The 25,031-nt window shown below is 65.6% G+C and carries 15 protein-coding genes and 1 pseudogene; 6 read left to right on the forward strand and 10 right to left on the reverse strand.

Going from position 1 to position 25,031, the window contains the following annotated elements:
• Positions 1-3: 3 nt before the first annotated feature.
• On the forward strand, positions 4-156 hold the full coding sequence (locus tag WS66_RS33505) for a hypothetical protein (RefSeq protein ID WP_159086501.1): 153 nt from the start codon (positions 4-6) through the stop codon (positions 154-156).
• Here WS66_RS33505 and WS66_RS01940 read toward each other — a convergent pair.
• From WS66_RS01940 to WS66_RS01970, 7 genes are all read right to left on the reverse strand, one after another.
• Positions 114-7,331 carry an ESPR-type extended signal peptide-containing protein gene (locus WS66_RS01940; protein ID WP_108064660.1) on the reverse strand — a complete coding sequence of 2,406 codons (7,218 nt, stop codon included), beginning with the start codon at positions 7,329-7,331 and terminating at the stop codon, positions 114-116. The genes WS66_RS33505 and WS66_RS01940 overlap by 43 nt on opposite strands.
• Positions 7,332-8,400: 1,069 nt before the next feature.
• Entirely contained in the window at positions 8,401-9,303 is a 903-nt protein-coding gene (locus WS66_RS01945; protein WP_059598869.1) for a hypothetical protein, read from the reverse strand.
• An 82-nt stretch (positions 9,304-9,385) separates the two neighbouring features.
• Complete coding sequence (locus WS66_RS01950; protein ID WP_059598868.1) at positions 9,386-9,604, reverse strand: hypothetical protein; 219 nt, start codon at positions 9,602-9,604, stop codon at positions 9,386-9,388.
• A gap of 225 nt (positions 9,605-9,829) precedes the next feature.
• Entirely contained in the window at positions 9,830-10,480 is a 651-nt protein-coding gene (locus WS66_RS01955) for an NADPH-dependent FMN reductase (RefSeq protein ID WP_059598867.1), read from the reverse strand.
• Positions 10,481-10,791: 311 nt separating this feature from the next.
• Positions 10,792-11,097 (reverse strand): NIPSNAP family protein, encoded by a 306-nt coding sequence (locus WS66_RS01960; protein ID WP_059598866.1) that lies wholly within the window; start codon positions 11,095-11,097, stop codon positions 10,792-10,794.
• A 299-nt stretch (positions 11,098-11,396) separates the two neighbouring features.
• A complete protein-coding gene (locus WS66_RS01965) occupies positions 11,397-12,746 on the reverse strand; it encodes a DUF3999 domain-containing protein (protein WP_059598865.1) in 1,350 nt (449 codons plus the stop codon).
• The gene (locus tag WS66_RS01970; RefSeq protein ID WP_059598864.1) at positions 12,743-16,141 is read right to left on the reverse strand and encodes a DUF2339 domain-containing protein; all 3,399 of its coding nucleotides are present in this window, start codon (positions 16,139-16,141) and stop codon (positions 12,743-12,745) included. Before WS66_RS01970 ends, WS66_RS01965 begins: the two co-directional genes overlap by 4 nt.
• Before the next feature lie 476 nt (positions 16,142-16,617).
• On the opposite strand from WS66_RS01970, the pseudogene WS66_RS01975 reads away from it, so the two are divergent.
• The 4 genes and pseudogenes from WS66_RS01975 to WS66_RS01990 all read left to right on the forward strand — a co-directional run.
• Positions 16,618-17,909, forward strand: a pseudogene (locus WS66_RS01975) (quaternary amine ABC transporter ATP-binding protein); the annotation flags it as partial.
• A complete protein-coding gene (gene choW / locus WS66_RS01980) occupies positions 17,902-18,798 on the forward strand; it encodes a choline ABC transporter permease subunit (protein ID WP_059598862.1) in 897 nt (298 codons plus the stop codon). The pseudogene WS66_RS01975 and the gene choW, both read left to right, overlap by 8 nt.
• Positions 18,799-18,912: 114 nt before the next feature.
• Complete coding sequence (locus WS66_RS01985) at positions 18,913-19,914, forward strand: GlxA family transcriptional regulator (RefSeq protein ID WP_059598861.1); 1,002 nt, start codon at positions 18,913-18,915, stop codon at positions 19,912-19,914.
• 110 nt (positions 19,915-20,024) lie between these two features.
• Positions 20,025-20,972, forward strand: a complete 948-nt coding sequence (locus WS66_RS01990; RefSeq protein ID WP_059534053.1) for a choline ABC transporter substrate-binding protein — start codon at positions 20,025-20,027, stop codon at positions 20,970-20,972.
• 136 nt (positions 20,973-21,108) lie between these two features.
• On the opposite strand, the gene WS66_RS01995 is transcribed toward WS66_RS01990, so the two are convergent.
• A complete protein-coding gene (locus WS66_RS01995) occupies positions 21,109-21,534 on the reverse strand; it encodes a PACE efflux transporter (protein ID WP_059598860.1) in 426 nt (141 codons plus the stop codon).
• A gap of 158 nt (positions 21,535-21,692) precedes the next feature.
• Here WS66_RS01995 and WS66_RS02000 point away from each other — a divergent pair, with 158 nt between their 5' ends.
• A complete protein-coding gene (locus tag WS66_RS02000) occupies positions 21,693-22,616 on the forward strand; it encodes a LysR substrate-binding domain-containing protein (RefSeq protein ID WP_059598859.1) in 924 nt (307 codons plus the stop codon).
• 49 nt (positions 22,617-22,665) lie between these two features.
• Here the strand turns inward: WS66_RS02000 and WS66_RS02005 are convergent, their stop codons facing one another.
• Both WS66_RS02005 and WS66_RS02010 read right to left on the reverse strand, forming a co-directional pair.
• Complete coding sequence (locus WS66_RS02005; RefSeq protein WP_059598858.1) at positions 22,666-23,814, reverse strand: WD40/YVTN/BNR-like repeat-containing protein; 1,149 nt, start codon at positions 23,812-23,814, stop codon at positions 22,666-22,668.
• Between the two features lie 56 nt (positions 23,815-23,870).
• On the reverse strand, positions 23,871-24,140 hold the full coding sequence (locus WS66_RS02010) for a MoaD/ThiS family protein (RefSeq protein ID WP_059598857.1): 270 nt from the start codon (positions 24,138-24,140) through the stop codon (positions 23,871-23,873).
• Positions 24,141-25,031 lie beyond the last annotated feature (891 nt).

Below are 25,031 nucleotides of genomic sequence, written 5' to 3' on the forward strand. Positions count from 1 at the left end.
TCAATGCCTGGGTTGACTGAAGCCCGCCACGCGTTGTGCGGCGGGCTCGTCCTGCCGTCGGGGCCGCCCGGTGCCGTCCGGCTCGTGAGCCGGCGGCGTGGCGGTGCGACGGGTTACTTCCACTGGTACAGCATGCCGGCGCCGATCACCTTCTGACCGCCGCTGAAGCCGCCGTTGATCGACGCCTTCAGGTTCTCCGTGATGCGCGCCTGCATGTTGACCGCCATCGCCTTCTGACCCAGGAACGACGCGGTGCCGACACCCATCCCGAAGTTGGCGTCGCGATCGAGCTGCGGGATCGACGCCATCGCGCCGACGGCCGCGATACCCTGCTTCGCCATCTGGTCGGTCTGCTGCAGTTGCGAACCCAGCGAGTTGATCTGCGCCTGCTGGCCCGACAGTGCCGTCGACAGTGTCGTCTGCACCTGCGTCAGCTGGTTCACGTTCACCGCGTCCGTGCCTTGCGTACCCGGCGCGACGTTCGTGATCTGGCGCTGCTGCGTGTCGCTGCCGACCGACACCACGTTCGAACGGCCGCCGTCGTTCGAATTCGCGCCGATCGCCACCGAGTTCGAGCCGGCGGTGACCGTCGGCCGGTCGGAGCCGGTGCCGTTCATGTCGGCCGCGACGGCGGTGCTGTTCAACGATCGCGTGTTGTTGTTGTTGATCGTGGTCGACAACTGGCTCACCTGATCGCCGAGATTCGTCACGCCGGTCGACAGCGAGGCCACCGTGCTGTTCGTCGTGCTCAGGCCGGTCGACAGCGAGCCGATGCCGGTCGACGTCGACGTGGACAGCGACGTGAGGTTGCTGTTCGTCGAACTGAGGCCCGTCGACAGCGAGTTGATCGCCGTCGAGGTCGACGTGGACAGCGACGTCAGTGAGCTGTTGGTCGAGCTCAGGCCCGTGGACAGCGAACCGATGCCGGTCGACAGCGACGAGATGTTCGACGCGGTCGACGTGGACAGGCTGTTGACCGCCTGGTTCGTCGCGTTGAGCTGGCTGCCGTTGATCGCGTCCGTGCTCGTGGCCGATACCTGGCCTGCCGCGACGTTCGTGATCTGACGCGTGGCGCCCGTGGCTGCGTCGCCGACGCTGACCACGCCTACTGGCGAGGTGCCCGCGAAGAAGTACGTGACGCCGCCGATCGTGGCGCTCGACGTGCCCACCGCGGTACCCGTGACCGAGTTCGCGCCGAGCGCGATCGAGTTCGCGACGTTCGCCGTGGCGTTCGTGCCGAAGGCGAGCGCATCCGCGGCGGTGGCCGACGCACCCGAACCGTAGGCCTGGGCGCCGGTGGCGCTTGCGACAGCCTGGTTGCCCAGCGCGATCGTGTTGTCCGCGGTGGCCTGGTTCGAGTTGCCGAGGGCGAGCGCGCTGTTGCCGGTGGCCGTGTTCGCGTTGCCGAGCGCCACTGCGCCGGTGCCGGTCGCCGTGTCGTTCGCGCCCATCGCCACTGCGCCGGTGCCCGTTGCGATGCTCGGGTCGCCGATCGCGACCGCGCCGTCGCCGCTCGCCGTGTTGCCGGAGCCGATCGACACCGCCTTGCCGCCGGTGGCCGATGCGTTCTGGCCGATGGCGACCGCGCCGGTCGATGCCGCGTTCGAGCCGTCGCCGACCGCGACGCTGCTGGCGCCTGCTGCGCTGGCGTTCACGCCGGCTGCGAGCGAGTTGACGCCCGTCGCGCCGTTGTTGGCGTAGTTGCCTTGCTGCGTGCCGTTGTCGTTGACGCTGTAGTAGTGCGTCTTCGCGGCTTCGATCGCGGTCGACGTCGAGGTGGACAGCGACGTGATCGAGCTGGTTGCCGACGACAGGCCCGTCGAGGTCGACGTGGACAGCGACAGGATCGTGCTGGTGGCCGTCGAAAGACCGGTCGACGTGGAAGTCGACAGCGAACTGATCGAGCTGGTTGCCGACGACAGGCCGGTCGAGGTCGAAGTCGACAGCGAGCTGATCGAGCTCGTCGCCGACGAGAGGCCGGTGGACGTCGAAGTCGAGAGCGACGCGACCGAGCTGTCGGTCGAGCTCAGGCCCGTGGACAGCGACGTGACGCTGCTTGCGGTCGACGTGGACAGCGACGTGAGCGTGCTGTTGGTCGAGCTGAGGCTGGTGGACAACGAGCTGATACCGGTCGAAGTCGACGTGGACAGCGACGAGATCGAGCTGGTTGCCGACGAAAGACCGGTCGACGTGGAAGTCGACAGCGAAGCCACCGAGCTATCGGTCGAGCTGAGGCCCGTGGACAGCGAGCTGATGCCGGTCGAGGTCGAGGTGGACAGCGACGAGATCGAGCTGGTTGCCGACGAGAGGCCGGTCGACGTGGAAGTCGACAGCGAAGCCACCGAGCTATCGGTCGAGCTGAGGCCCGTGGACAACGAGCTGATACCGGTCGAGGTCGACGTGGACAGCGAGCTGATCGAGCTAGTTGCCGACGAGAGACCGGTCGACGTGGAGGTCGACAGCGATGCGACCGAGCTATCGGTCGAGCTGAGGCCCGTGGACAACGAGCTGATGCCGGTCGAGGTCGACGTGGACAGCGAGCTGATCGAGCTGGTTGCCGACGAGAGGCCAGTCGACGTGGAGGTCGACAGCGATGCCACCGAGCTATCGGTCGAGCTGAGGCCCGTGGACAGCGAGCTGATGCCGGTCGAGGTCGACGTGGAGAGCGACGAGATCGAGCTAGTTGCCGACGAGAGGCCGGTCGACGTGGAAGTCGACAGCGATGCGACCGAGCTATCGGTCGAGCTGAGGCCCGTGGACAACGAGCTGATGCCGGTCGAAGTCGACGTGGACAGCGAGCTGATCGAGCTGGTTGCCGACGAGAGGCCGGTCGACGTGGAGGTCGACAGCGATGCCACCGAGCTGTCGGTCGAGCTGAGGCCCGTGGACAGCGAGCTGATGCCGGTCGAGGTCGACGTGGACAGCGACGAGATCGAGCTAGTTGCCGACGAGAGGCCGGTCGACGTGGAGGTCGACAGCGATGCCACCGAGCTGTCGGTCGAGCTGAGGCCCGTGGACAGCGAGCTGATGCCGGTCGAAGTCGACGTGGAGAGCGACGAAATCGAGCTGGTTGCCGACGAGAGGCCGGTCGACGTGGAGGTCGACAGCGAAGCCACCGAGCTATCGGTCGAACTGAGGCCCGTGGACAGCGAGCTGATGCCCGTCGAGGTCGACGTGGACAGCGACGAGATCGAGCTGGTTGCCGACGAGAGGCCGGTCGACGTGGAGGTCGACAGCGATGCCACCGAGCTATCGGTCGAGCTGAGGCCCGTGGACAGCGAGCTGATGCCGGTCGAGGTCGACGTCGAGAGCGAGCTGATCGAGCTAGTTGCCGACGAGAGACCGGTCGACGTGGAAGTCGACAGCGATGCGACCGAGCTATCGGTCGAGCTGAGGCCCGTGGACAACGAGCTGATGCCGGTCGAAGTCGACGTGGACAGCGAGCTGATCGAGCTGGTTGCCGACGAGAGGCCGGTCGACGTGGAGGTCGACAGCGATGCGACCGAGCTATCGGTCGAGCTGAGGCCCGTGGACAGCGAGCTGATGCCGGTCGAGGTCGACGTGGACAGCGACGAGATCGAGCTAGTTGCCGACGAGAGACCCGTCGACGTGGAAGTCGAGAGCGAAGCCACCGAGCTGTCGGTCGAGCTGAGGCCCGTGGACAGCGACGTGACGCTGCTTGCGGTCGACGTGGACAGCGACGAGATCGAGCTGGTTGCCGACGAGAGGCCGGTCGACGTGGAAGTCGACAGCGAAGCCACCGAGCTATCGGTCGAGCTGAGGCCCGTGGACAACGAGCTGATACCGGTCGAGGTCGACGTGGACAGCGAGCTGATCGAGCTAGTTGCCGACGAGAGACCGGTCGACGTGGAGGTCGACAGCGATGCGACCGAGCTATCGGTCGAGCTGAGGCCCGTGGACAACGAGCTGATGCCGGTCGAGGTCGACGTGGACAGCGAGCTGATCGAGCTGGTTGCCGACGAGAGGCCGGTCGACGTGGAGGTCGACAGCGATGCCACCGAGCTATCGGTCGAGCTGAGGCCCGTGGACAGCGAGCTGATGCCGGTCGAGGTCGACGTGGACAGCGACGAAATCGAGCTGGTTGCCGACGAGAGGCCTGTCGACGTGGAGGTCGAGAGCGAAGCCACCGAGCTGTCGGTCGAGCTGAGGCCGGTCGACAGCGAGTTGATGCCGGTCGAGGTCGACGTGGACAGCGACGAAATCGAGCTGGTTGCCGACGAGAGGCCGGTCGACGTGGAAGTCGACAGCGAAGCCACCGAGCTGTCGGTCGAGCTGAGGCCCGTGGACAACGAGCTGATGCCGGTCGAAAGCGAGTTGATGCCGGTCGAAGTCGACGTGGACAGCGAGCTGATCGAGCTGGTTGCCGAGGAGAGACCGGTCGACGTGGAGGTCGACAGCGAAGCCACCGAGCTATCGGTCGAGCTGATGCCCGTGGACAGCGACGAAATCGAGCTGGTTGCCGACGACAGGCCGGTCGACGTGGAGGTCGACAGCGAAGCCACCGAGCTGTCGGTCGAGCTCAGACCCGTGGACAACGAGTTAATGCCGGTCGAAGTCGACGTGGACAGCGACGAGATCGAGCTATTCGCCGACGACAAGCCGGTCGACGTGGAAGTCGACAGCGAAGCCACCGAGCTATCGGTCGAGCTGAGCCCCGTCGACAACGAAGTGATGCCGGTCGACAGCGACGAGATCGCGCTGCTGGACGACGACACCGTCGTCGACAGCGAATCCACGATGGAATTGGTCGCGAAGAGTTGGGAGCCGTTGATCGCGTCCGTGCTGGTCGCCGTGATTTGGCCTGCCGCGACATTGGTGATTTGACGCGTGGTGCCCGTGCTCGCATTGCCGACGCTCACCACGCTGCTCGGATTGCCGCCCGCGAACGTGGTGGTCACGCCGCCGACGGTACCCGTCGGCGTCGCGTTGGGCGCTCCAGTGACGGAGCCGCTGCCGAGTGCGACGTCGCCGGCGTTGTTGGCGATGGCATTCGGGCCGATCGCGACCGAATCGGTGCCGAGCGCCTGGCTGTCGGCTGCTGTCGAATTTGCGTGGAAGTACTTGATGCCCTGGCTGTTGATGCTGTCGATCGCCGAGCCGACGCTGTTGGCGGTCGACGTCGTGCCGTTCGTGTTGTACGTCGTGTACGACGGAGCGGAAACCGTGCCGGTTGCCGGGTTGTAGCTCGCGCCGCCGCCGAGGGCTGCGGCGGTGCTGCTGCCCAGATTGTCGGTCTTGGTCGTGACAGTGCTGAGGCCCGTGGACAACGAGTTGATACCCGTCGAGGTCGACGTGGAGAGCGAGCTGATCGAGCTATTAGCCGACGAGAGACCCGTCGACGTGGACGACGACAGCGACGTGACCGAGCTGTTGGTCGAGCTGAGGCCCGTGGACAGCGAGTTGATGCCCGTCGAAGTCGACGTGGAGAGCGAGCTGATCGAGCTATTAGCCGACGAGAGACCGGTCGACGTGGACGACGACAGCGATGTGACCGAGCTGTTAGTCGAGCTGAGGCCCGTGGACAACGAGCTGATACCGGTCGAAGTTGACGTGGACAGCGAGCTGATCGAGCTAGTTGCCGACGAGAGACCCGTCGACGTGGACGACGACAGCGACGTGACCGAGCTGTTGGTCGAGCTGAGGCCCGTGGACAGCGAGTTGATGCCGGTCGAAGTCGACGTGGACAGTGAACTGATCGAGCTGGTTGCCGACGAGAGGCCGGTCGACGTGGACGACGACAGCGACGTAACCGAGCTGTTGGTCGAGCTCAGGCCGGTCGACAACGAGCTGATACCGGTCGAAGTCGACGTGGACAGCGACGAGATCGAGCTATTCGCCGACGACAAGCCGGTCGACGTGGAGGTCGACAGCGACGTAACCGAGCTGTTGGTCGAGCTGAGACCCGTGGACAACGAGTTGATGCCGGTCGAGGTCGACGTGGAGAGCGAGCTGATCGAGCTGGTTGCCGACGAGAGGCCGGTCGACGTGGACGACGACAGCGACGTGACCGAGCTGTTGGTCGAGCTCAGGCCCGTGGACAACGAGTTGATGCCGGTCGAAGTCGACGTGGAGAGCGAGCTGATCGAGCTATTGGCGGACGAGAGGCCAGTCGACGTGGACGACGACAGCGACGTGACCGAGCTGTTGGTCGAGCTCAGGCCCGTGGACAACGAGTTGATGCCCGTCGAGGTCGACGTGGACAGCGAGCTGATCGAGCTATTAGCGGACGAGAGGCCGGTCGACGTGGAGGTCGACAGCGACGCGACCGAGCTCTTGGTCGAGCTCAGGCCCGTGGACAACGAGTTGATGCCCGTCGAGGTCGAGGTGGACAGCGAGCTGATCGAGCTATTAGCCGACGAGAGGCCGGTCGACGCCGACGTCGACAAGCTGCTGATCGCGCTCGTCGTCGTGCTCATCCCGGTGCTGAGTTGGGCCACGGTGACCGCGTCCTGCGGTGCCGAGCCGTCGGCGACGTTCGTGATGCGACGCAGGGCCGTCGAGCTGCCGACCGACACTTCCGACGTCGGCGCGGCGCTGCCCGTCAGATAGCCCGTTCCCGTCGGCGCTGCCGCGCCGGTCACGCTGCCTGCACCGATCGCGACGCTGGATGCGTAGTTGGCCGTGCCACCGAGCGCGATCGCGTTGGTGCCCGTTGCCGTTGCGCCGTTGCCGATGGCGGATGCGCCGGAGCCGGCTGCGGTGGCACCCGAACCGAGCGCGGTGCCGTTGGTACCGACCGACGTGACGGTCGCATTCGAACCGATTGCGATGCCTGACGTCGTCGCCGAGTTGACGTTCGAAAACCGGCCCAGCGCGATCGCGTTGGTGCCTGCCGCCACCGCACCGCCCGTGCCCGTGCTGTTGCCGCCACCGATCGCGATCGAGCTCGAGCCCGATGCGGTCGAGTCGTTGCCGACGGCGGTCGCGCCCGTGTTGAGCGCCTTCGCGCCGGAGCCGATGCCGATCGCGCTTGAGCCGGTTGCCGTCGTTGCCTGGCCGAATGCCTGCGAATAGCTGCCGGAGGCCGTCGCATTCGCACCGATCGCGATCGAGGTCGCGCCGCTGGCCGTTGTCTGGCTGCCTCCGTAACCGCCGATGGCAATCGCCTGGGTGCCCGTCGACGTGCCGCCACCGGCGGAATACTGCGCGTGCGCAACGTTGCCGGCGGCCGCTCCCGCGACGAGCGCGACGGTTGCCACGACCTTTACGACGGCGGACTTGTTCGGCTTGCCCCGTGCCGAATCGTGTTCGGATGCTGCGACCCAGGCGCCAAGAGCTTCGTTCCAGATCGAGCGGTATGTGCGGTTCATGTCCTACTACCTCCAAATAAGCACGCCACACACCGGTCTCTTTCGTTAGATGAATTTGCCGTGCGCTCGCGCGAATCTCAAAATTGATGAGCGGAGTTTATTTGAGGAGGTATTTTGAGATTGACAAGAAGTGAAAAATTGAATGCTTTGAAAGTTAAAAAATTGTTAATGCATCGGGTTTTGATACATCCGAGTGTAAGAAAATCAAAAATGCGTGGAATGTTGAGCGAAGGATGCCTCCTGGTTCGGTGGTTTGTCTAAAAAAACTATAAAAATCAATGATATAAATGATTTGTGTGTGTCACGTTACACATCGCCAGACACAAAAAGTAAGACAAGTGAAACGACAAACGTTTGCGGCAAACGTTTGCCTTTCTGGATTGTAATATTTGATGGTGTGCTAGCTCGAATGGATTCGACGGTCTTGTTAACTTGTTAATTTGAGATTTGGGTGGGGTTTTTAATTGCATTTACTGGGTTTTCTGGGAAATCAAAAAAACATGAAGAAAGGATTGTCCGGCTATGCTGGTTTGCGCATTTCGCCGGACGCACTCGCCCGTGGGGCGGGCCTTCCCCGGCGGCCGGCTTCGCGAAGTTGTAAAAAAATGCTACAGGGGCATTGACTCAGCCATTGGGATTCCCGAGTGGAATCTGCCCTATTGACGTATTTCGTGTGATGGGTTCGGAGGCGAATTGGACGACGTGCCGGATCGTCCACGACGACGGTCGTAGACGCGCGGGTTGAGGGCAACGGGAGCAGCGAGCAGGAAACGTCAGATTTGAGCCACGGTGACGCGAACTTGCTGGCCAGGGCGCACATTCCGCGGGAGGAAAGACGACGTGCAAGAGCGTCGGATGAGTACTGCCGGGCGGATGGGCGCGCGTTGGCTGGCGTGACGTCGCGCCAGCCAACGCGGGATGCGAGCCGGAGGGGGCTCGTTTTCGTCCGACAGTGTGTGCCGCCGTGCCGACGGCGGTCGCGGCCGCACGTCGCGGTTGTGCTACCCGGTCCGGGCGATGCAGTAAATCGCCCCGGACAAGGTGACGCCGGAAACCTGCCGCCGCAGCCTTACTTCCTCAGGAATCGCAGCGCGAGGCGCGCTATGCGCGGCACGAACATCGGGCGCAGCAGCCGTTTGTCGTACCCGGCCATCCGCCGGTCGTTCTCGCTGAGGCACAGTTCGATCAGTTCGCGCGGGTTGAGCGCATCGCCGATGTCGGCGGTGCTCGTCGCCGGAAAGTTCGCGTCGTGCGCGACGCCGTCCGCATCGATCCCGCGCGCGATGCCGATGCGTTCCCGGATCAGGAACGCCCACACGGCCGCAACCCGTGCGAAGAACCACGGCCGGCGCCACCACGGCAAACTCCGCCAGTACCACGCATACCAGTTCACGAAGAACAGGATGTGCCGGCCTTCCTCCTGGATCACGGGTTCGAAGGTGTCGACGAGTTCGGGCGGGAAAAAGCCGGAGCGCTGCGCCGAGCGGAACAGGCCGAACGCGAAGAAGCTGTCGATGCACTCGCTGAAGCCGGTCACCATCCACGACCACTCGGGGTCGTTCGGTGCCGGATAGGGCGGCTCGGGGGCGAGCTCGATGCCGTATGCCTGCACCAGCTTCGACAGCACGACCTTGTGCCGTGCCTCCTCGGCGCCGTCCATCTCGAGCGCCTGGCGCAACAGCGGATCGCCGACGGTCGCCGCGAAGGTGGCGACGCGGATCGACGCGCGGCCTTCGGTCTGCACGGCGATGTCCCAGATCGGCAGCGACGTGAGCCGCTTGAGTTCGTCGGGCTTGAGCGGTGGCCAGTCGATGACGGCCGGTTTGTACGGGTTGTGCGTATCGAGCAGCATGCGGCAGAACATCTGCCTGTGCGCATCGGAACCGATCCTGACCGAACCCTGGTGCTTGAAGGTCCAGTTGCGCATGGCGTGATCTGCCGCTGCATGGTCTTTCAGCAGCGTGTCGGACATGGCTGTTGTTATGCGATTACGAGTCGAAAGATTTTTGCATAGCTTTCGTAATCGCGTATTTTCGAGCCGCCCCGCGCTGCGCTCAGGCCTGCGTGTCGACCCAGAGGCGCCCCCAGCGCGACGCGTACGCCAGCGCGTGCTCCTCTTCGAAGAAGAAATCGATCGCGTTGAACGACACGGCGCGCGGCGACGGACCGCCGCTTGCCTTCTCGATCGTCAGGTTCGCGGCGAACAGCCCGTTCGGCAGCCGGGCGGCAGCGGGGGCGACTTCGTAGCCCTTGTAGCGGATCGTGCGGTTCATGGCGTGCGCATGGAAGGTTCGGGCTTTCAGCGTACGAAAACGCGCGGCACGCGTGAACCAATCTTTCGGCCAATGCAAATCACGTGGCGGGCCGGATCGTTATCGGCGCGGCGAGCCGGCATGAAGCATGCGGGACGACGTCGCGATGCGCGCCGGACGGCCGGACACGCGCGCCCGCGCGCGGCGAACGTCGTCGGCCGGGCGCGGGTGGCAGGGAGGCTGGGGTTACTGGTTGGCGATCTTCAGCACGGGGGCGAGCGCGTCGACCGATGCGGCATGCGCGGCCGCGCGATGCGACGCGAACGCGAGCGCGAATTCGGCTGCTTGCGAGCCGACGGTTTCGAGCTGCGCGACGACCTTCGGATCCGAGCAACTGTCGGCGCTGTCGAAGCGCGTTTCGAGCGTGTTCACGGTGGCGCCGAACGGGGTCGGCCAGCCTCGCAGCGCGTGGACGATCGAACGCAGCGACATCAGCACGGTGCCGGCGGCCTGCCAGCCGTAGGCCGTGACGATCAGGCCGACCGCGCGGCCGTCGAGGTACGGGCGCTCGTCGGCGCGCAGTTCCTCGAGCGTGTCGAGCGCGTTCTTCACGAGGCCGGACACGCCGCCGTGATAGCCGGGCGTCGCGATGATGATCGCGTCGGCTTCGCGCACGGTGTCGATCAGTTCTCGCTGCGCGTCGGTCAGCGTCTTGTGTTCGGGGGCGTAGTGCGGCAGCGTATGCAGGAACGGGCCGTCGAACAGTCGCGTGCGTGCGCCGGCGGCCTGCGCGCCGCGCAGCGCGAACGACAGCGCGCGCTCGGTCGACGACGCGGCTCGGGTGGTCCCGCCGATGCCGACCACGAACGGGCGGCGGTGTTGATCGAATGCAGTCAAGGGGCGCTCCTAGGGGATGGCTTGCCCGGCTAAGCACAGGCTTAAAACCAGATGGTAACGACCCCGCCGCCACTCTGAAAACGACTTTTCGTTCTATCGATATGCCATGCGCATGGGGCGAGCGTGCGCGCGGCGACGCAGATGGATAGCAGAAATGCTTGGTTGGGACGGCGTGCCGCGCTCGATAAGATGGGCCCGTCTCCTCCATGATGTCTCTACTGACATGGGTTGGCCCCGCCGCGCGGATGCAGGCGGGGCTTTTTTTCGTCCGGCGCCGGAAAGGGGGTGCGATGCGCGGGCGTTATGCGGCGTTACGCGAACACCGGCCGGAAGAAGCTGCGCTCGTAGCTGACGATGCAGCGCGTTTCCTCTGCATACCGGAACGCGGCCTGGCAGGCGGGATCGGTTTTCGAGCGCTCACGGTAGCGTTCGTATTCGGCGAGGCTCGGGAACGAGAACATCGCGAGCGCGATGTTGCTGGCGCCTTCGGAAGGCAGGAAGTAGCCGTGATGCGTGCCGCCGAATTGCTCGACGAGCGGAATCCACATCTTGCCGTAGGTTTCGAACTGCTCGAGTTTGTACGGATCGATGACGTAGCGAAGGAAGCAGGTGACCATGGGCGCTCGCGGTGCTGTTGAGGATCAGCGAGTCTGGATCGCGTCACCGGGCATGTCAACGACGAGCCGGCCGCGCTCGCGCCCGCTTCGTGCATCGCGGGCAAGGTTTCGCGCGTGCCGACTTGCGTCGACGCGGACGTGCGCGTCACGGACTGCTTGCGGGCGCAACGATCGGTGAGCGCCGCCACGTGTTCGACGGCGCCGAACGCATGCGCATGCACACCGTCGCGCCATCGTTCCACTTCTTGCGACGCCTCGCAGCGCGCGGCTGCGGCCTGATTCGTCGTGCCGGCGTGGTATCAATCGTCGCGTGTGTGCGTGTCGCTGCCGCGCGCGAGGCGCCATGCGATGGTGCCGAGCACGCCGACCGCAACGACCAGCGCCCCCCACAGCACGTAACGGCGGATCGCGTCCTTATCGGCGGCCGGCTCCGACGGGGCCGCCGAGACCGGCAGAGCCGCGCCGACGCGCGCGGGCCGCACTTCCGGCGCCATCCCGACCAGCAGCGCATCGCGGCCCACGGCCGACGACGGCAGCGACGCATTGCCGACGCCGAGCGTGAACGGCGGCGTGCCGCGCGCGACGAAGGTCAGGGCGGCCGGATGCCAGCCGACCACGACGGACGGCTGGCCGCCGCCGAGCCCGCCGTTGCGCATGTCGACGACGATTCGCCACGCGCGATCCGGATTCGACGCGAACGCCAGCGGCGGGTTGCGCTGTTCGCCTCCCTTGCCCTGCAGCCGGAACAGCACCCCGCCGGCGACGTCGCGCCACGGCGTTTGCGCGTCGGGGCGGCTCTGCAGCGTTGCGCGCGCAACCGTATTCGGCTGTGGAAGGTCGATGCGCACGCGGTCGACCGGATAAGCGCCGTCGGTGTCGAATAGATACTCGCCGGGCGCACTGCCGGCCCGCACGTGCGCGGCTTCGCGCCATTGGCGCGGCACGGCCGCGCTGTCCGCCGTGCGTGCATCGTGCGGTCGCGTTTCGGTCTCGATCGACGCGATCGAGGGCGCGCCGTCGAGCCAGTCGAGCCGCAGGTAGCGCGGCCCCGTGCCTTCGAGCGCGATGCGTTCCTGCATCAGCATGTCGCCGCCGCGCCCGACCTTCAGCAATTGCGTGCTGCCGAGCGAGCGCCAGCTGCGCAGATCGTCGCTCGCCGCGACCGCGACACGCCCCTGGTAGCTGTCGTCGCTCATGTGCACGAGCAGTGCGTCGACCTCGCCGTCCGCGTGCGACAGGTCGACGAGATCGGCCGCATGCTTCGCGCGCGCCGGCGCGGTGACGGCTGCGCGCAGCGAGCCGTCCGGCGCAACCGACACGCCGAGCGGTGCGTGCCCGTCGTCGGCGCGCGCCGGCGGCAGCGGGAACCAGTGCACCGGCGTGCGCGACGGCGGCACGGCCGCCGCCGCTGGCGCATCGAGCGAGTAAGGCACGGGCTCGCCGTTGCCGTTGAAGATGCGCACGTCGCCGAGATCGTCACGCCGGCTGGCCGCATAGACGGCCTGCGGCACGGTCAGCTGGTAATACGCGGCGGTGCCGTCGAGATCCAGCGAGAAGCGTTGGGCAACGCGTTCGGCACCGGGCGTGCCGTCGGCCGCCGCGAACGACGTCAGCAGGCTCAGGCCGAGCAGGGCTGCGAGTCGTTTCATGGTTGGTGTTCGTCCCGTTGGGCCGCTGCCTTCGGCGGCAGCGGCGAGAAATAGCCGATCAACAGCAGCAGGATGCCGATACCGATGAACGACACGATACGTTCGATGCCGGTGACGTGCGACAGGTCGAACAGGAACAGCTTGATCACCGTGAGCGCGAGCAGCGCGGCGCCGACGAACCACAGCGGACGCAACCCGCGGCGCGTGGCCCAGATCATCGTCGCGAGCGCGCAGAGTGTCCAGTACACGGAAACCGACGCCTGCACGAGCGTCGATTCCGCCATTGCATCGAACGCGTACGGCACGCCGGTCCAGTGATGCAGCGTGCGCAACAGGATCGCGTTCAGCCACAGGAAGGCCGTTGCGCCGGCCGCGCCGAGCAACTCGACGCGGTAGTTGCCGAACGACCAGCCGAGCTTGCGCGCGCGCACGAACCACGACGCGGCGAGCGCATAGACCACTACGAGCACGAGGTCGAGCGGATTGAGCAGCGGGACGCGCGCCCAGCTGCCGCCGTCCTGCGTGAAGTTCGCGTAGAAGGTCCAGACCCACATCACGACGATCAGCGGCAAGGACGCGAGCGCACACACGCGCGCGATGCCGTCGCGGCGCGTCAGCCACATGCCGGCGAACGCGAACAGACTCCAGCCGACCATGAACACCTGCTGAATGCCGAACGACGACAGCACGGCGTCGATGTCGTAGGCGAGGTGGAAACGGTGATGCAGCGTGCGCAGCAGCAGCGCGTTGAACCACAGGAACACGGTCGCGAGCGCCGCCAGATCGGCCGCGAGTGGATGCCAGACGACATCGAGCGTCTTCAGGCGGCGCAGCCAGGTCGCGAATGCGACGAAGATCAGCAGTTGCGCGACGTCGAGCGGATTGAGCAGCGGCAGCCAGAACAGCGGCGACGCATCGCCGTCGCTCGTCACGCTGGCGATGCTCCACAGCCACAGCAGCGCGGCGAGCGGTGCGGCCCCCCACACCTGATACGCACGCGGGAACGCGGCGACGGGCCAGCGCAGGCGGGAGCCGGGGCCCGAAACCAGCAGAAGCAGCGCGCCGAAGCCGTAGGCCCATGCGCTCCAGCTCCACGCGCCTTCGGGCACGAACGCGCGCAGGCGCCAGAAGCCTTCGAGCGAGAAGAGTCCGCACAACGTCCAGAACATCAGCGTGTGCAGCGGCGCGATCACCGGGGCGGGGACGGCCGCCACGGCCGACGTGCCCGTCGCGCCCGCGACCGGGCCAGCCGCCGCCGTGCCGCGCGACTGACGCAGCAACAGCGCATAGCATGCGATGACGGCGATCGGCCACGCGAACGCGCCCATGCCCGACAGTGGTGCCTCGTGCGCATCGAACGCGCGCAATGCGAGCAGCGCGAGCACCGGCGTCAGCGCGAGTGCGGGCCATTCGGCGATCGGCCACGCGAGCTTGCGGCGCCCGACGTGTGCAAGCCATGCGGTGCCGGCTGCGAACAGCGCGGTCGCGTCGACGACGAAGCGGTCCGCATGCAGATCGACGTGGCGGCTCGCATAGACGAGGATCTCGTGCAGCCCGCCGCTTAGCCACCACAGCAGCCCCCAGGCCGCGGCCGCCGCGCCGACGTCCGGCATCCATGCGTGCCACGCGCGCGCCTCGTCGCGCCCGTGCAGCCACCAGCCCGTGAACAGCCCGGCGAGTGCGATCAGCAGCATCGCGATATACGGGCTGTTGAGCACCGGCAGCGCGTTCGTGTCGGCCGGCCCGAGCAGGCTCGTGAAGAATGCGCCGGCTGCGGCGATCTGCATCAGCAGGCCGAAGCCGAACGGCGCAAGGCGTTTCTCGCGCACGCCGACCCACACGATCGCCGCGCCTTCGATCGCCCACGCGGCACTCGTCGTCGGGCCCGAAAATGCGAGCGGCACCGCGAGCGTCGCGAAGATCACCGCCAGCGCGAGCATCGCTTCGAACAGCAACGCGAGACGGTCGCGGCGCCGCGCGAGCCATGCGGCGACCGCGACGTAGAACGCCGACAGCGCGACCGAACTCCACGCGAGCCCGAACGGCATGTCCTTCACGAGCGCCGCCTGCAGTGCCGTCGCGACGATCGGGGTGCCGAACACGAGCGTGCCGTCCACGTAGTGGCGCAGCGCCAGTTCGCGTTTCACCGCATACAGCAGCGCGATGCCGACATACATCAGGAAGAACAGGATCAGGAACGGTTCGGTGGTCGCGAACAGCGCGGGGCGGTATGCCGTCACGCCCCACGCCGAGCCGATCGTGAACGTGAACACGAAACCGAGCAGGTTCAGCGGACGCCAGGCCTTGAACCATGCGATCGCGAAGATGCCGGCGTTCAGCAATGCGTAGTAGCTGAACAGCGCGACATGGCTGCCGTGGCCGGTCGACAGCAGCACCGGCGCGAGAAAGCCGCCCGCACTGCCCATGAATGCAAGCGGCAGCGCGTTCTGCTTCACCGCGAGGAACGCGCTCAGCGCGCACACCGCGACCATCAGCGGGAACGCCGCGCCGACCGGCAGCAGTGCGTAGAGCTTGGTCGCGGCGAAGATCGTCAGGTACAGGATGCCGATGCCGCCGCCCTGCAGCACGAGGCCGTATGCCGCGCGGCGCGCACGCACGCGCCAGCCGATCGCCAGGAGCGCCGCCGCGGCGAGTGCCGTGCCGGCCAGGCGGAATTCGATCGGCAGCATGTTGTTGTCGGCCGCGTACTTGAGCAGGAAAGCGACGCCGAAGAACAGCACGATGATGCCGACGCGCACGACCGTATTGCCGCCGAGCAGCCAGTCGCGCGCGGCGCGGAACGCGCGTTCGGCGATGCCGGGTTCGCGGGGTTTCGGCGGGGCGGGAGGGGCAGATGGCGAAGTCGTCGCGGGCGGATTCGTCGGCGCGCCGGCAGCGGCGGTCGCGTCGCTCGTCCTCGAGTCGACTGCCGGTGCGGGAGCCGGGATGGACGTCGACGGCGTCACGCCGGCGCGCGCGACGGCCGGCTGCAGGGACGGCCGCGGCGGCATTGCGGCGGGTGAAGGCGTGACGGTGGCGGGCGTCGCCGGTGGCATTTGCGCGGCGCTGCCGGTCGTGGCGGCACCGGCCTTCGCGCCCGAGATTTGACCGCGCAGCACATCGAGCTCGCGCGTGAGCGTGTCGACCGTCGCTTCGAGGCGCGCGACGCGATCCGCGAGCGGCACGGGGGCGGGTTGCGGTGTCGCGGGATTGGTGTAAATCGCGAATGCGTCGGGCATCGTGCCGCCGCTCTTGCGCTTGCGTTGCTGCAGCGCGTGACCGATGCAGAACCCCACCGCCGCGCCGAGCAGCGTGCCGTTGGCGGCGGAGAAATCCCCGAACAATGCGGCGATACCGCCCACGATGAAACCGATTGCGGCAAAAGCCCAATTCATCGCCTTGCTCCCTCTCTCATTTCGTTATCGTCCTTCGATCGGCGCGCGGCTCGATCGAGGCTGTTTCAGTATGGCCGGCAGGCGAACCGGCATGCGCACGCCGTCGGCGCAGCGCCACGCCCAAGGCGCGCGGCGACGTCGCGATCAGCGTGTTTGCCGGCAATGTATCACAATGGCCATGGGGGATTTTCTGGGTTGCGGGCGGGCTGCGAATCGTGGCTGTCGCACGTTCGCGATGCGGGGTTTCGTACGACCATTCTTTTCGCACGAACGGGGCAGACGAGGTCGTCCGATCGGACGTGGAATTGTCGCAAAGCGACGCGCGGCCTCCGCGGGTTGATGCAAAACGACACCGCTTGCGCGTCGCGCTGCTGCGCACAAGTCATGCTCGAGATGCCCGCCACTATTGGCCTTGCGCGTATTGCATCGCCGCAATCGAGTGCCGCCGAGCGCCGTGCCACGCGTGGCGTGGCCGCCGGGTGTGTCGTATTTGCGCAAGCGTTTGTCGTAATTCGTCGGCAGGTCGGGGTTTTTTCTGGCAACTATGTAGGCACGCTATGCGATGCGTGAGTCCCCGCTACACGAGGAGAAGGTTTCGATGGATGCCCCCAAGGTCGTGGTCGAAGGTCTGTGCAAGGTATTTGGAAGCAACCCGCAGCAGGCACTCGACATGCTCGCTGCCGGCGCGACGAAAGATGATGTGCTCAAGCGTACCGGTCAGGTCGTCGGTGTGCACAACGTATCGTTCGACGTGCAGGAAGGCGAAATATTCGTGCTGATGGGCCTGTCCGGCTCCGGCAAATCCACGCTGATCCGCCTCGTGAACCGGCTGGTCGATCCGAGCGCCGGCAAGGTGCTGATCGACGGGCTCGACGTCGCGTCGGCACGCCGCTCCGCGTTGACGGCGCTGCGCCGCAAGGACATGAGCATGGTGTTTCAGTCGTTCGCGCTGATGCCGCATCGCACCGTGGTATCGAATGCCGCGTTCGGCCTCGAGGTCGCAGGCGTCGGCAAGAAGGAACGCGAACGCCGTGCGATGGAGGTGCTCGAGCAGGTCGGTCTCGCACCGTTCTCGCACAAGCTGCCGTCCGAGCTGTCGGGCGGCATGCAGCAGCGCGTCGGCCTAGCCCGCGCGCTGGCCGTGAATCCGTCGCTGATGATCATGGACGAGGCGTTCTCCGCACTCGATCCGCTCAAGCGCCGCGAAATGCAGGACGTGCTGCTGCAACTGCAGAAGGAACAGCGCCGCACGATCATGTTCGTGTCGCACGATCTGGAAGAGGCGCTGCGCATCGGCAACCGCATCGCGATCATGGAAGGCGGCAGGCTCGTGCAGGTCGGCACGCCGCAGGACATCATCGCGAACCCGGCCGACGACTACGTGCGCGCGTTCTTCGACGGCATCGACACGAGCCGCTATCTGACGGCGGGCGACCTGATGCAGACGGGCGCCGTGCCGACCATGTCGAAGTGCGATGCCGCGAACGTCGCGGCGACGCTGAACGGCAGCGCCGAATACGCGTTCGTGCTGGACGCCGCCCGCAAGATCCGCGGCTTCGTCACGCGCGAGGCGATCGGTCAGGACACGCCGTCCGTGCGGCCGATCGAAAGCATCCGGCGCGATGCGTCGCTCGAACATGTCGTCGCGCGCGTCGTCGCGAGCCCGAATGCACTGCCCGTCGTCGACGACGACGGCTGCTACTGCGGCTCGGTCGACCGCGCACTTATCCTGAAGGCCATCACGCGCTCGCGAGGCTCCCATGTCTGAAATGATTCCGCTCGGTAGCTGGGTCGACCAGTCCGTTCACTACTTGCTCGACCATGACGCGGCGACGTTCGATACGATCGGCCGCGCGATCGAGGGCCTCGCCGCATTCATCGAGCACAGCCTGCAGGCGATCCCGATGTGGCTGATGATGGCGATCTTCATCGGTGTCGGTCTGTGGCGCGTGGGCTGGCGCTTCGCGCTGTTCACCACCGCGTCGCTGCTGCTGATCTTCGCGACGGGCTTCTGGGACCAGACGGTCATCACGCTCGGCCTCACGCTGTCGTCGACGATCGTCAGCCTCGTGCTCGGCATTCCGCTCGGCGTCTGGGCGGCGAAGAGCAAGTGGGTCGCAGCGATCGTGCGTCCGATCCTCGACCTGATGCAGACGATGCCGGCGTTCGTGTATCTGATTCCGGCCGCGATGCTGTTCGGTCTCGGCCGCGTGCCGGGGATCCTGTCGACGGTGATTTTCGCGATGCCGCCGGCCGTGCGCCTGACGAGCCTCGGCATCCGTCACGTGAACCGCGAGATCGTCGAAGCCGGCCAGGCATTCGGTTGCACGCCGTGGCAGCTGCTGTACAAGGTCCAGTTCCCGAACGCGCTGCCGTCGATCATGCAGGGCGTGAACCAGACGATCATGATGGCGCTGTCGATGGTGATCATCGCATCGATGGTCGGCGCGGGTGGCCTCGGCAACGACGTCCTTGCAAGTATCCAGCGCCTCGACATCGGCCTCGGCTTCGAAAGCGGTCTGTCGGTCGTGCTGCTCGCGATCATTCTCGACCGTATCACCGAGAGCTTCGGCCGCGCGCCGGGCACCGTGAAAGCACCGCTGTTCTCCGGCCTGAAGCAACTGCTCCGCGCGAAGGCCACGCCCGCGCAAGCGTAAGCAACCGGCGGCCGGTTCGCCTTCCGGCCGCCTCCCCTGATTCGAAACCGGCTTCCGTGGCGTTTGCCACGGGGCTGGCTGCGTGCAACCTGCTCAATTCGCCAGGAGCCCGATGTGACGTCCGCCGCCGCTGCCGCCGTGCCCGCCGCTTGCGTTTCACCGGTTTCGTCCCTTGCCCATTTCGGCTTCCTGACGCTGCCGAATTTCTCGATGATCGCGTTCTCGAGCGCTGTCGAAGTGCTTCGGATGGCGAACTACGTCGGGAGATCCGACCACTACCAGTGGTCGATCTATTCGCTCGACGGTGCGCCCGTGCATGCCAGCAACGGCATCGCGGTGCGGCCGACCCAGGCGCTCGACTATACGAACCTGCCTGACGTGATGATCGTGTGCGGCGGGATCCGCATCCGCGACGTGGTCGACGACGGCGCGCGCGACACGCTCGTCGCGCTCGCCGAGCGCGGGCTGCCGCTCGGCGGCATCTGCACAGGTGCGTATGCGCTGATGTCGGGCGGTCTGCTCGACGGCTATCGCTGCACCGTGCACTGGGAGAACCTGTCCGCGCTGCATGCGGAGTTTCCGCAAGTGGGGTTCGCCGACGAGTTGTTCGTCGTCGATCGCGACCGGCTCACCTGCACCGGCGGCACCGCGCCGCTCGACCTGATGCTGAACCTCGTCGGCATGCGCTTCGGCCAGCAGCTCGCCGCGCAGGTGTCCGAGCAGTTCATCCTGGAGCGCATCCGCAGTTCGACCGACACGCAGCCGATTCCCGTCGATGCGCGCGTCGGTTTCTCGCGCGCGGAGCTGATCGAGGTCGTGCGGCTGATGGAGGCGAACATCGAGGAGCCGCTTTCGCTCGAGGAACTCGCACGGCTCGTGCGGCTTTCGCAGCGGCACCTGCAGCGCATGTTCAAGGTTTACCTGAATGTGTCGCCCACCCACTATTACCTGACGCTGCGTCTGAAGCGCGCGCGCGACCTGCTGCGCACGACCGACGCATCGATCGCGCGCGTGACGACGACGTGCGGATTCCATTCGCCGTGTCATTTCAGCAAGGCGTATCGCGCGCAATTCGGTCACGCGCCGAGCTACGAGCGACGGTTGCCGGGGCGCTGACGCGACCCGCGCGAGCCATTCGGTCCGCGACGCCGCCGGGATCTCGGCACGCGGTTTCAACACTCGATCCCGCACTCATGAAAAACGACGTCACTTTGAGGAGAAGACAGATGAAGCGCCTATTGATCGCAGCGGCATGCGGGATCGGGATTGCAGCGCCGATGTCGGCGGTTTATGCGGCCGACCCGCCCGTATGCAAGAACGTGCGCTTCGCGGACGTCGGCTGGTCCGACATCGCGGCCACCACTGGTCTCGCATCGACGATGCTGCAGGGGCTCGGCTACACGCCGACCAAGACGATCGCGTCGGTGCCGATCACGTTCGCGGGCATCAAGAGCAAGCAGATTGACGTGTTCCTCGGCTACTGGTCGCCGACGATGGATCCGATCATCCAGCCGTTCACGAAGGCCGGCACGATCAAGGTGCTCGCAACGCCCAACCTGACCGGCGCGAAATACACGCTCGCGGTGCCCGACTACGTGTACCAGGGCGGCCTGAAGTCGTTCGCCGACATCCAGAAGTTCGCGGACAAGCTCAACGGCAAGATCTACGGGATCGAACCGGGCAACGACGGCAATCTGCTGATCAAGAAGATGATCGACGGCAACCAGTTCGGCCTCGGCAAGTTCAAGATGGTCGAGTCGAGCGAGGCCGGGATGCTGGTCGAGGTGAATCGCGCGATCCGCGACAAGCAGTGGATCGTGTTCCTGGGCTGGGAACCGCATCCGATGAACGTGCAGATGAAGATCGACTACCTGAGCGGCGGCGACGACGTGTTCGGCCCGAACTACGGCGAAGCGAAGGTGCTGACGGCCACGCCGCCCGACTACGCGCAGCGCTGCCCGAACGTCGCGAAGTTCGTGTCGAACCTGCAGTTCACGACGACGATCGAGAATCACGTGATGGTGCCGATCATGAACAAGGAGGATCCGAACAAGGCGGCGGCCGAGTACCTGAAGGCGAATCCGCAGGCGCTCGACAAGTGGCTCGCGGGCGTGACGACGATCGACGGCAAGCCGGGTTTGCCGGCGGTGAAGGCGTATCTCGGCGTGCATTGAGCGACGAGACGAACCGCGCGCTCGCTGAAGGCGGCGCGCCGGCGCGATGAAACGCGGCCCTCCCGTATCGTGCGGGCGGGCCGCGTTGTTTTCGGGCCTGGAGCCGATCGGCGAAGCGCCCGGCCGCGAACGAACGTCACGATTCCTTCGTCGCCGCCGGCACGTCGAACAGGCGATCGAATGCCCACTGGAACACGAACGCGTAGCAGAAGAAGAACGCGAACAGCCCGATGTCGACGACGAACGCGTCGAACCACGAGATGTCGAGCCACCACGACACGACCGGCACGAGAATGAAGATCAGCCCGCCCTCGAATCCGGTCGCATGCAGGATTCGCCGCGCGAGCGTGCGCCTCGGCTGCCGGCGCGACGCTTCCCAGCGCTCGAACAGCGCGTTGAAGATCATGTTCCACAGCAGCGCGATCGCGGACATCGTTGTGGACAGCGCGCCCGAATAGACGAGGCCCTGCTTGAAGATCGCCGCGATCGCAGGCGAGATGCAGGAAATGGCGATCGCTTCGTAGAGCACTGCCTGCGTGATCCTGCGCGGTAGGCCTTGCACGTTGTTTCTCCGGTTCGACGGTGACTCGACGGTTGCTTGCGCGGCACGGTGCCACGACGTCCCGCAAGGCTACGTGCGTTGCGCGAGCGCTTCAATTCACCTAATCTCACCCCGATTGAATCGAATTCAACCCGGCCGGACCCGGCCCGCGAGGCCCCGTGTTCTCGAAAATTCCCCTGACCGCATTGCGTGTATTCGAATCGTCGGCGCGGCTCGGCTCGTTCAAGGCTGCGGCGGACGAGTTGTCCGTGACGCCCGCGGCCGTGTCGCATCAGATCAAGTCGCTCGAAAGCCGGATCGGCGTGCTGCTGTTCGAACGTGGCGCGAGCGGCGTGCGGCTCACGGAGGAGGGCGAGCGCCTGTTTCGCGCGAGTCACGATGCACTGCTTGCACTGAGCCGCGGGCTCGACGCGGTGCGGCCCGAAGCGACCGGCGAGCGTACGCTCGTGTTGACGACTACACCGGCGTTTGCAGCGATGTGGCTGATTCCGCGCCTCGGCTGGTTTCGGCAGGTCGATCCGCAATTGAACATCAAGGTCGAGACCGGCAACACGCTCGCCGACCTCGAACGCGACGCGCGAATCGATCTCGCGATTCGCGCGACGTCGCGCACGTTTCCGGCACTGCACGAGATTGCGCTGATCGACGAGTATTTTGGCGCGTATGCGGCTACCGGGTTCGATGCCCATCGTTCGGATGAGCGCCTCGATTTGATCGAGACCGTGTGGGATACGCCGCTGCCGGTGTCGATCGATTGGGCCTCGTGGTGTCGTGCGGCGGGCAGGGACGTGTGGCTCGAACGCGCGGTGTTCCGTCACTACGACGACGAGCATTACGCGCTGCAGGCGGTATTGCACGGGCAGGGTGTCGGGCTGCTCAGTTCCGTGCTGGTCGCCGAGCACGTCGAGCGCGGCGCGTTGATGCCGATCGAGCCGTCGGTGCGGCTCGCCGGCGCATGCTTCGTCGCGCTATGCCGGCCCGGGCGGGAACGCGAGCCGCAGGTCAGGCGGTTTCTCGAGTGGCTCGAAGCGGAAATCGCGCGCACGCGTGGGGCGGTGGCCCGAATCGCGCCGCGAATGTGAAGCAACGGTCCGGCGCCTGCATTCCGCTGTGAGGCGTTCGGGTCCTTCGTTACCCGAAACGCACGCAATACACCGGCGGCAAATGCGCGGAGACCTGTTGCCAGTTTTCACCGCCGTCGCCGGACGTCCATAACCCTCCCGTCGTCGACGCCATCGCGAGACGCGTGCCGGAGTCGTCCACCGCAAGCCCGTGTCGATACACGAGGTCGTAGGCCGGCGCGGGCGGCAGCCCGTTCGACAGGCTCTCGAAGCTGCGGCCGCCGTCGCGCGTGCGCGTGACGACGAACCGGCCGTTCACCGGAATCCGACACGCATCCTTCACCGCCGGTACGAACCATGCGGTGTCGGGATCTGCCGGATGCACGGCGACCGCGAAGCCGAAGCTCGACGGCTGCGCTTCGATCCGCTGCCAGTGCGCTGCGCCGTCGGTCGAGCGGAAGATCCCGCAGTGATGCTGAGTCCACAGCACATCGGGAGCGGCCGCGCACTGGACGACACGGTGCGGATCCTGCACGTTGGGTTCGCCGCGCCGCTCGGGCGGCATGTAGTCGGCCTCCATGCCGTCGGCGCTGACGCGCCAGGTCGCGCCGCCGTCGAACGTCTGCCAGACGCCGCCGCACGAAATCCCGATCGTCACGTGCCGGCTGTCGCGCGGATCGACCATCACCGAATGGATGCCGGCTGCATCGTAGCCACCGCCGAACCACTCGGCGCGCTCCGGGCGGCTCCATAGCGCGTGGTTGAGCACCCACGAATCGCCGCCGTCGTCGGAGCGGAACAGTCCGCCCGGTATCGTGCCTGCCCACAATACGCCCGGCTCGTCGGCGCCGCCTGCTTCGAGCGACCAGATCTGCTGAAGCGTCCAGGGTGGGCGCGGCGGGGCAGGCGCTTCGTCATCCGAATCGCCGGCACCTGCGTGTGTGTCGGCGTTAGCGCGAGGCGCGTCGGCGGGCTGCGGTGGATAGACGGGGACTGCACATTCTTCCCAGGCGGCGGCACCGGTGCGCCGGCGATGCAGCTTGACGCCAAAATGGCCGAGATTGAGCGCCGCATACAGCGTGCCGTCGCGCGGGTCGGCCAGCGCCATGCTGACGGGTTCGCCGATGAAGTGCGGCTCGCCGAGCGACCAGCCGCCTTTGCCGTCGGGGTGCAGCACGAACAGGCCCTTGCGGGTCGCGACGAGCAGTCGATCGTTCATGTCGGGTGTCTCCAGTAAGTCCGACCGGGCGCTTGTTTCGATGGAGATGCGTCCCTTTATCCGCCGGACAGCGCCTGCACGACATAGACGCGGCTGGCATCGCCGAGCGCATCGGACAAGTGTTGCCGGTCGCGTACCGGCTGGCCGTCGATGAACACCGACAGGTGCTTTCGCAGCGCACCCTGGTCGTCGACGATATAGCCGCGCAGTCGGGGCCGCTCGCCGAAGACGGTTTCAAGCGCTTCGCCGAGCGTCCGTGCGTCGATGTCGCGCTCGGGCGTGTCGATGTGGCGCTGGATCGACGCCGCGAAGAAGAGGTGGGCCATGGCAGTGGCTGGCAGGAGCCGCGCGGAGGGGACGGTCTGTAGTTTAGGCGATTCGCCAGCGGCGGAACGGTGACGTCGCGTAGTCGTGGTGCGCCGGCGTGTCGGATCTCGATGAACAATAGGAGCGCTCATCGGACCATATTTTTCAAGCCACTGATGTGAAAGGGTTCGCTCAACCCACCTAGCGCTACTGAACGCTCCTAAGATCAGAAAAATCGTCAGGAGCCTGAAAATTCGATTCGCGACACTTCAGATTGCTTTTTCAAAATGCCGCTGTCAGTATTTTATGAAGCCTGAGTGGATCTATTCGGGCAATGGATTTTTATGAAGTAAGCATGGGAATTGATTCTGCCACTCAATCCGATCGGATTTTTATATATGAGTCAGCGCGCTTTGCGTGCATAATAGCGATAGCGGTTGTAGAGGCATCTTCTTGATCCGGCGGGGAATTGGTGGAAGCGACATTCGTAGCTATTTGAAATGTTCCGCCCATATTGAGGGTAAAGTGGCTAAAATTTCCCAGGCACCCCTCTCTTTTTGCAGATTTTCATGCATTGATTCCATCTTTCCTGGTAAGTTGGTCGTCCGCACATTGAAATAAAAAATATTAAAGAAAGTGCCGTAGAAAAATTTATAAAATTTGTCCTTGAAATATGCCTCATCACAATCCATCCGGCGCTGTGAACGTAGGTTTGCGAGAATCATCTCCAAAAAATGTGATTGATCGTAATGTTTGGGGCATGCGTTGCAAGTGAGCCCCGAATCACCGGTTAACCTAAGATCAGAAAGAGGATCGTCACCGTTCCACGTTCACATCGAACCCGGGAAACTCACCATCCCGGTCGTGCAGATCGCGCCAGCGGTGATGCAGGCGGAGCAGATCGCCATCAC

Source organism: Burkholderia sp. LA-2-3-30-S1-D2, from assembly GCF_001523915.2.
GTDB lineage: Bacteria > Pseudomonadota > Gammaproteobacteria > Burkholderiales > Burkholderiaceae > Burkholderia > Burkholderia diffusa.

Coding starts and splice junctions, on each gene's coding strand:
- WS66_RS01945 (WP_059598869.1), bottom strand. CDS start 9,303: ATGTCCGACACGCTGCTGAAAGACCATGCAGCGGCAGATCACGCCATG.
- WS66_RS02005 (WP_059598858.1), bottom strand. CDS start 23,814: ATGAACGATCGACTGCTCGTCGCGACCCGCAAGGGCCTGTTCGTGCTG.
- WS66_RS33505 (WP_159086501.1), top strand. CDS start 4: ATGCCTGGGTTGACTGAAGCCCGCCACGCGTTGTGCGGCGGGCTCGTC.
- WS66_RS01970 (WP_059598864.1), bottom strand. CDS start 16,141: ATGAATTGGGCTTTTGCCGCAATCGGTTTCATCGTGGGCGGTATCGCC.
- WS66_RS01940 (WP_108064660.1), bottom strand. CDS start 7,331: ATGAACCGCACATACCGCTCGATCTGGAACGAAGCTCTTGGCGCCTGG.
- WS66_RS01965 (WP_059598865.1), bottom strand. CDS start 12,746: ATGAAACGACTCGCAGCCCTGCTCGGCCTGAGCCTGCTGACGTCGTTC.
- WS66_RS02010 (WP_059598857.1), bottom strand. CDS start 24,140: ATGGCCCACCTCTTCTTCGCGGCGTCGATCCAGCGCCACATCGACACG.
- WS66_RS01950 (WP_059598868.1), bottom strand. CDS start 9,604: ATGAACCGCACGATCCGCTACAAGGGCTACGAAGTCGCCCCCGCTGCC.
- WS66_RS01960 (WP_059598866.1), bottom strand. CDS start 11,097: ATGGTCACCTGCTTCCTTCGCTACGTCATCGATCCGTACAAACTCGAG.
- choW (WP_059598862.1), top strand. CDS start 17,902: ATGTCTGAAATGATTCCGCTCGGTAGCTGGGTCGACCAGTCCGTTCAC.
- WS66_RS01990 (WP_059534053.1), top strand. CDS start 20,025: ATGAAGCGCCTATTGATCGCAGCGGCATGCGGGATCGGGATTGCAGCG.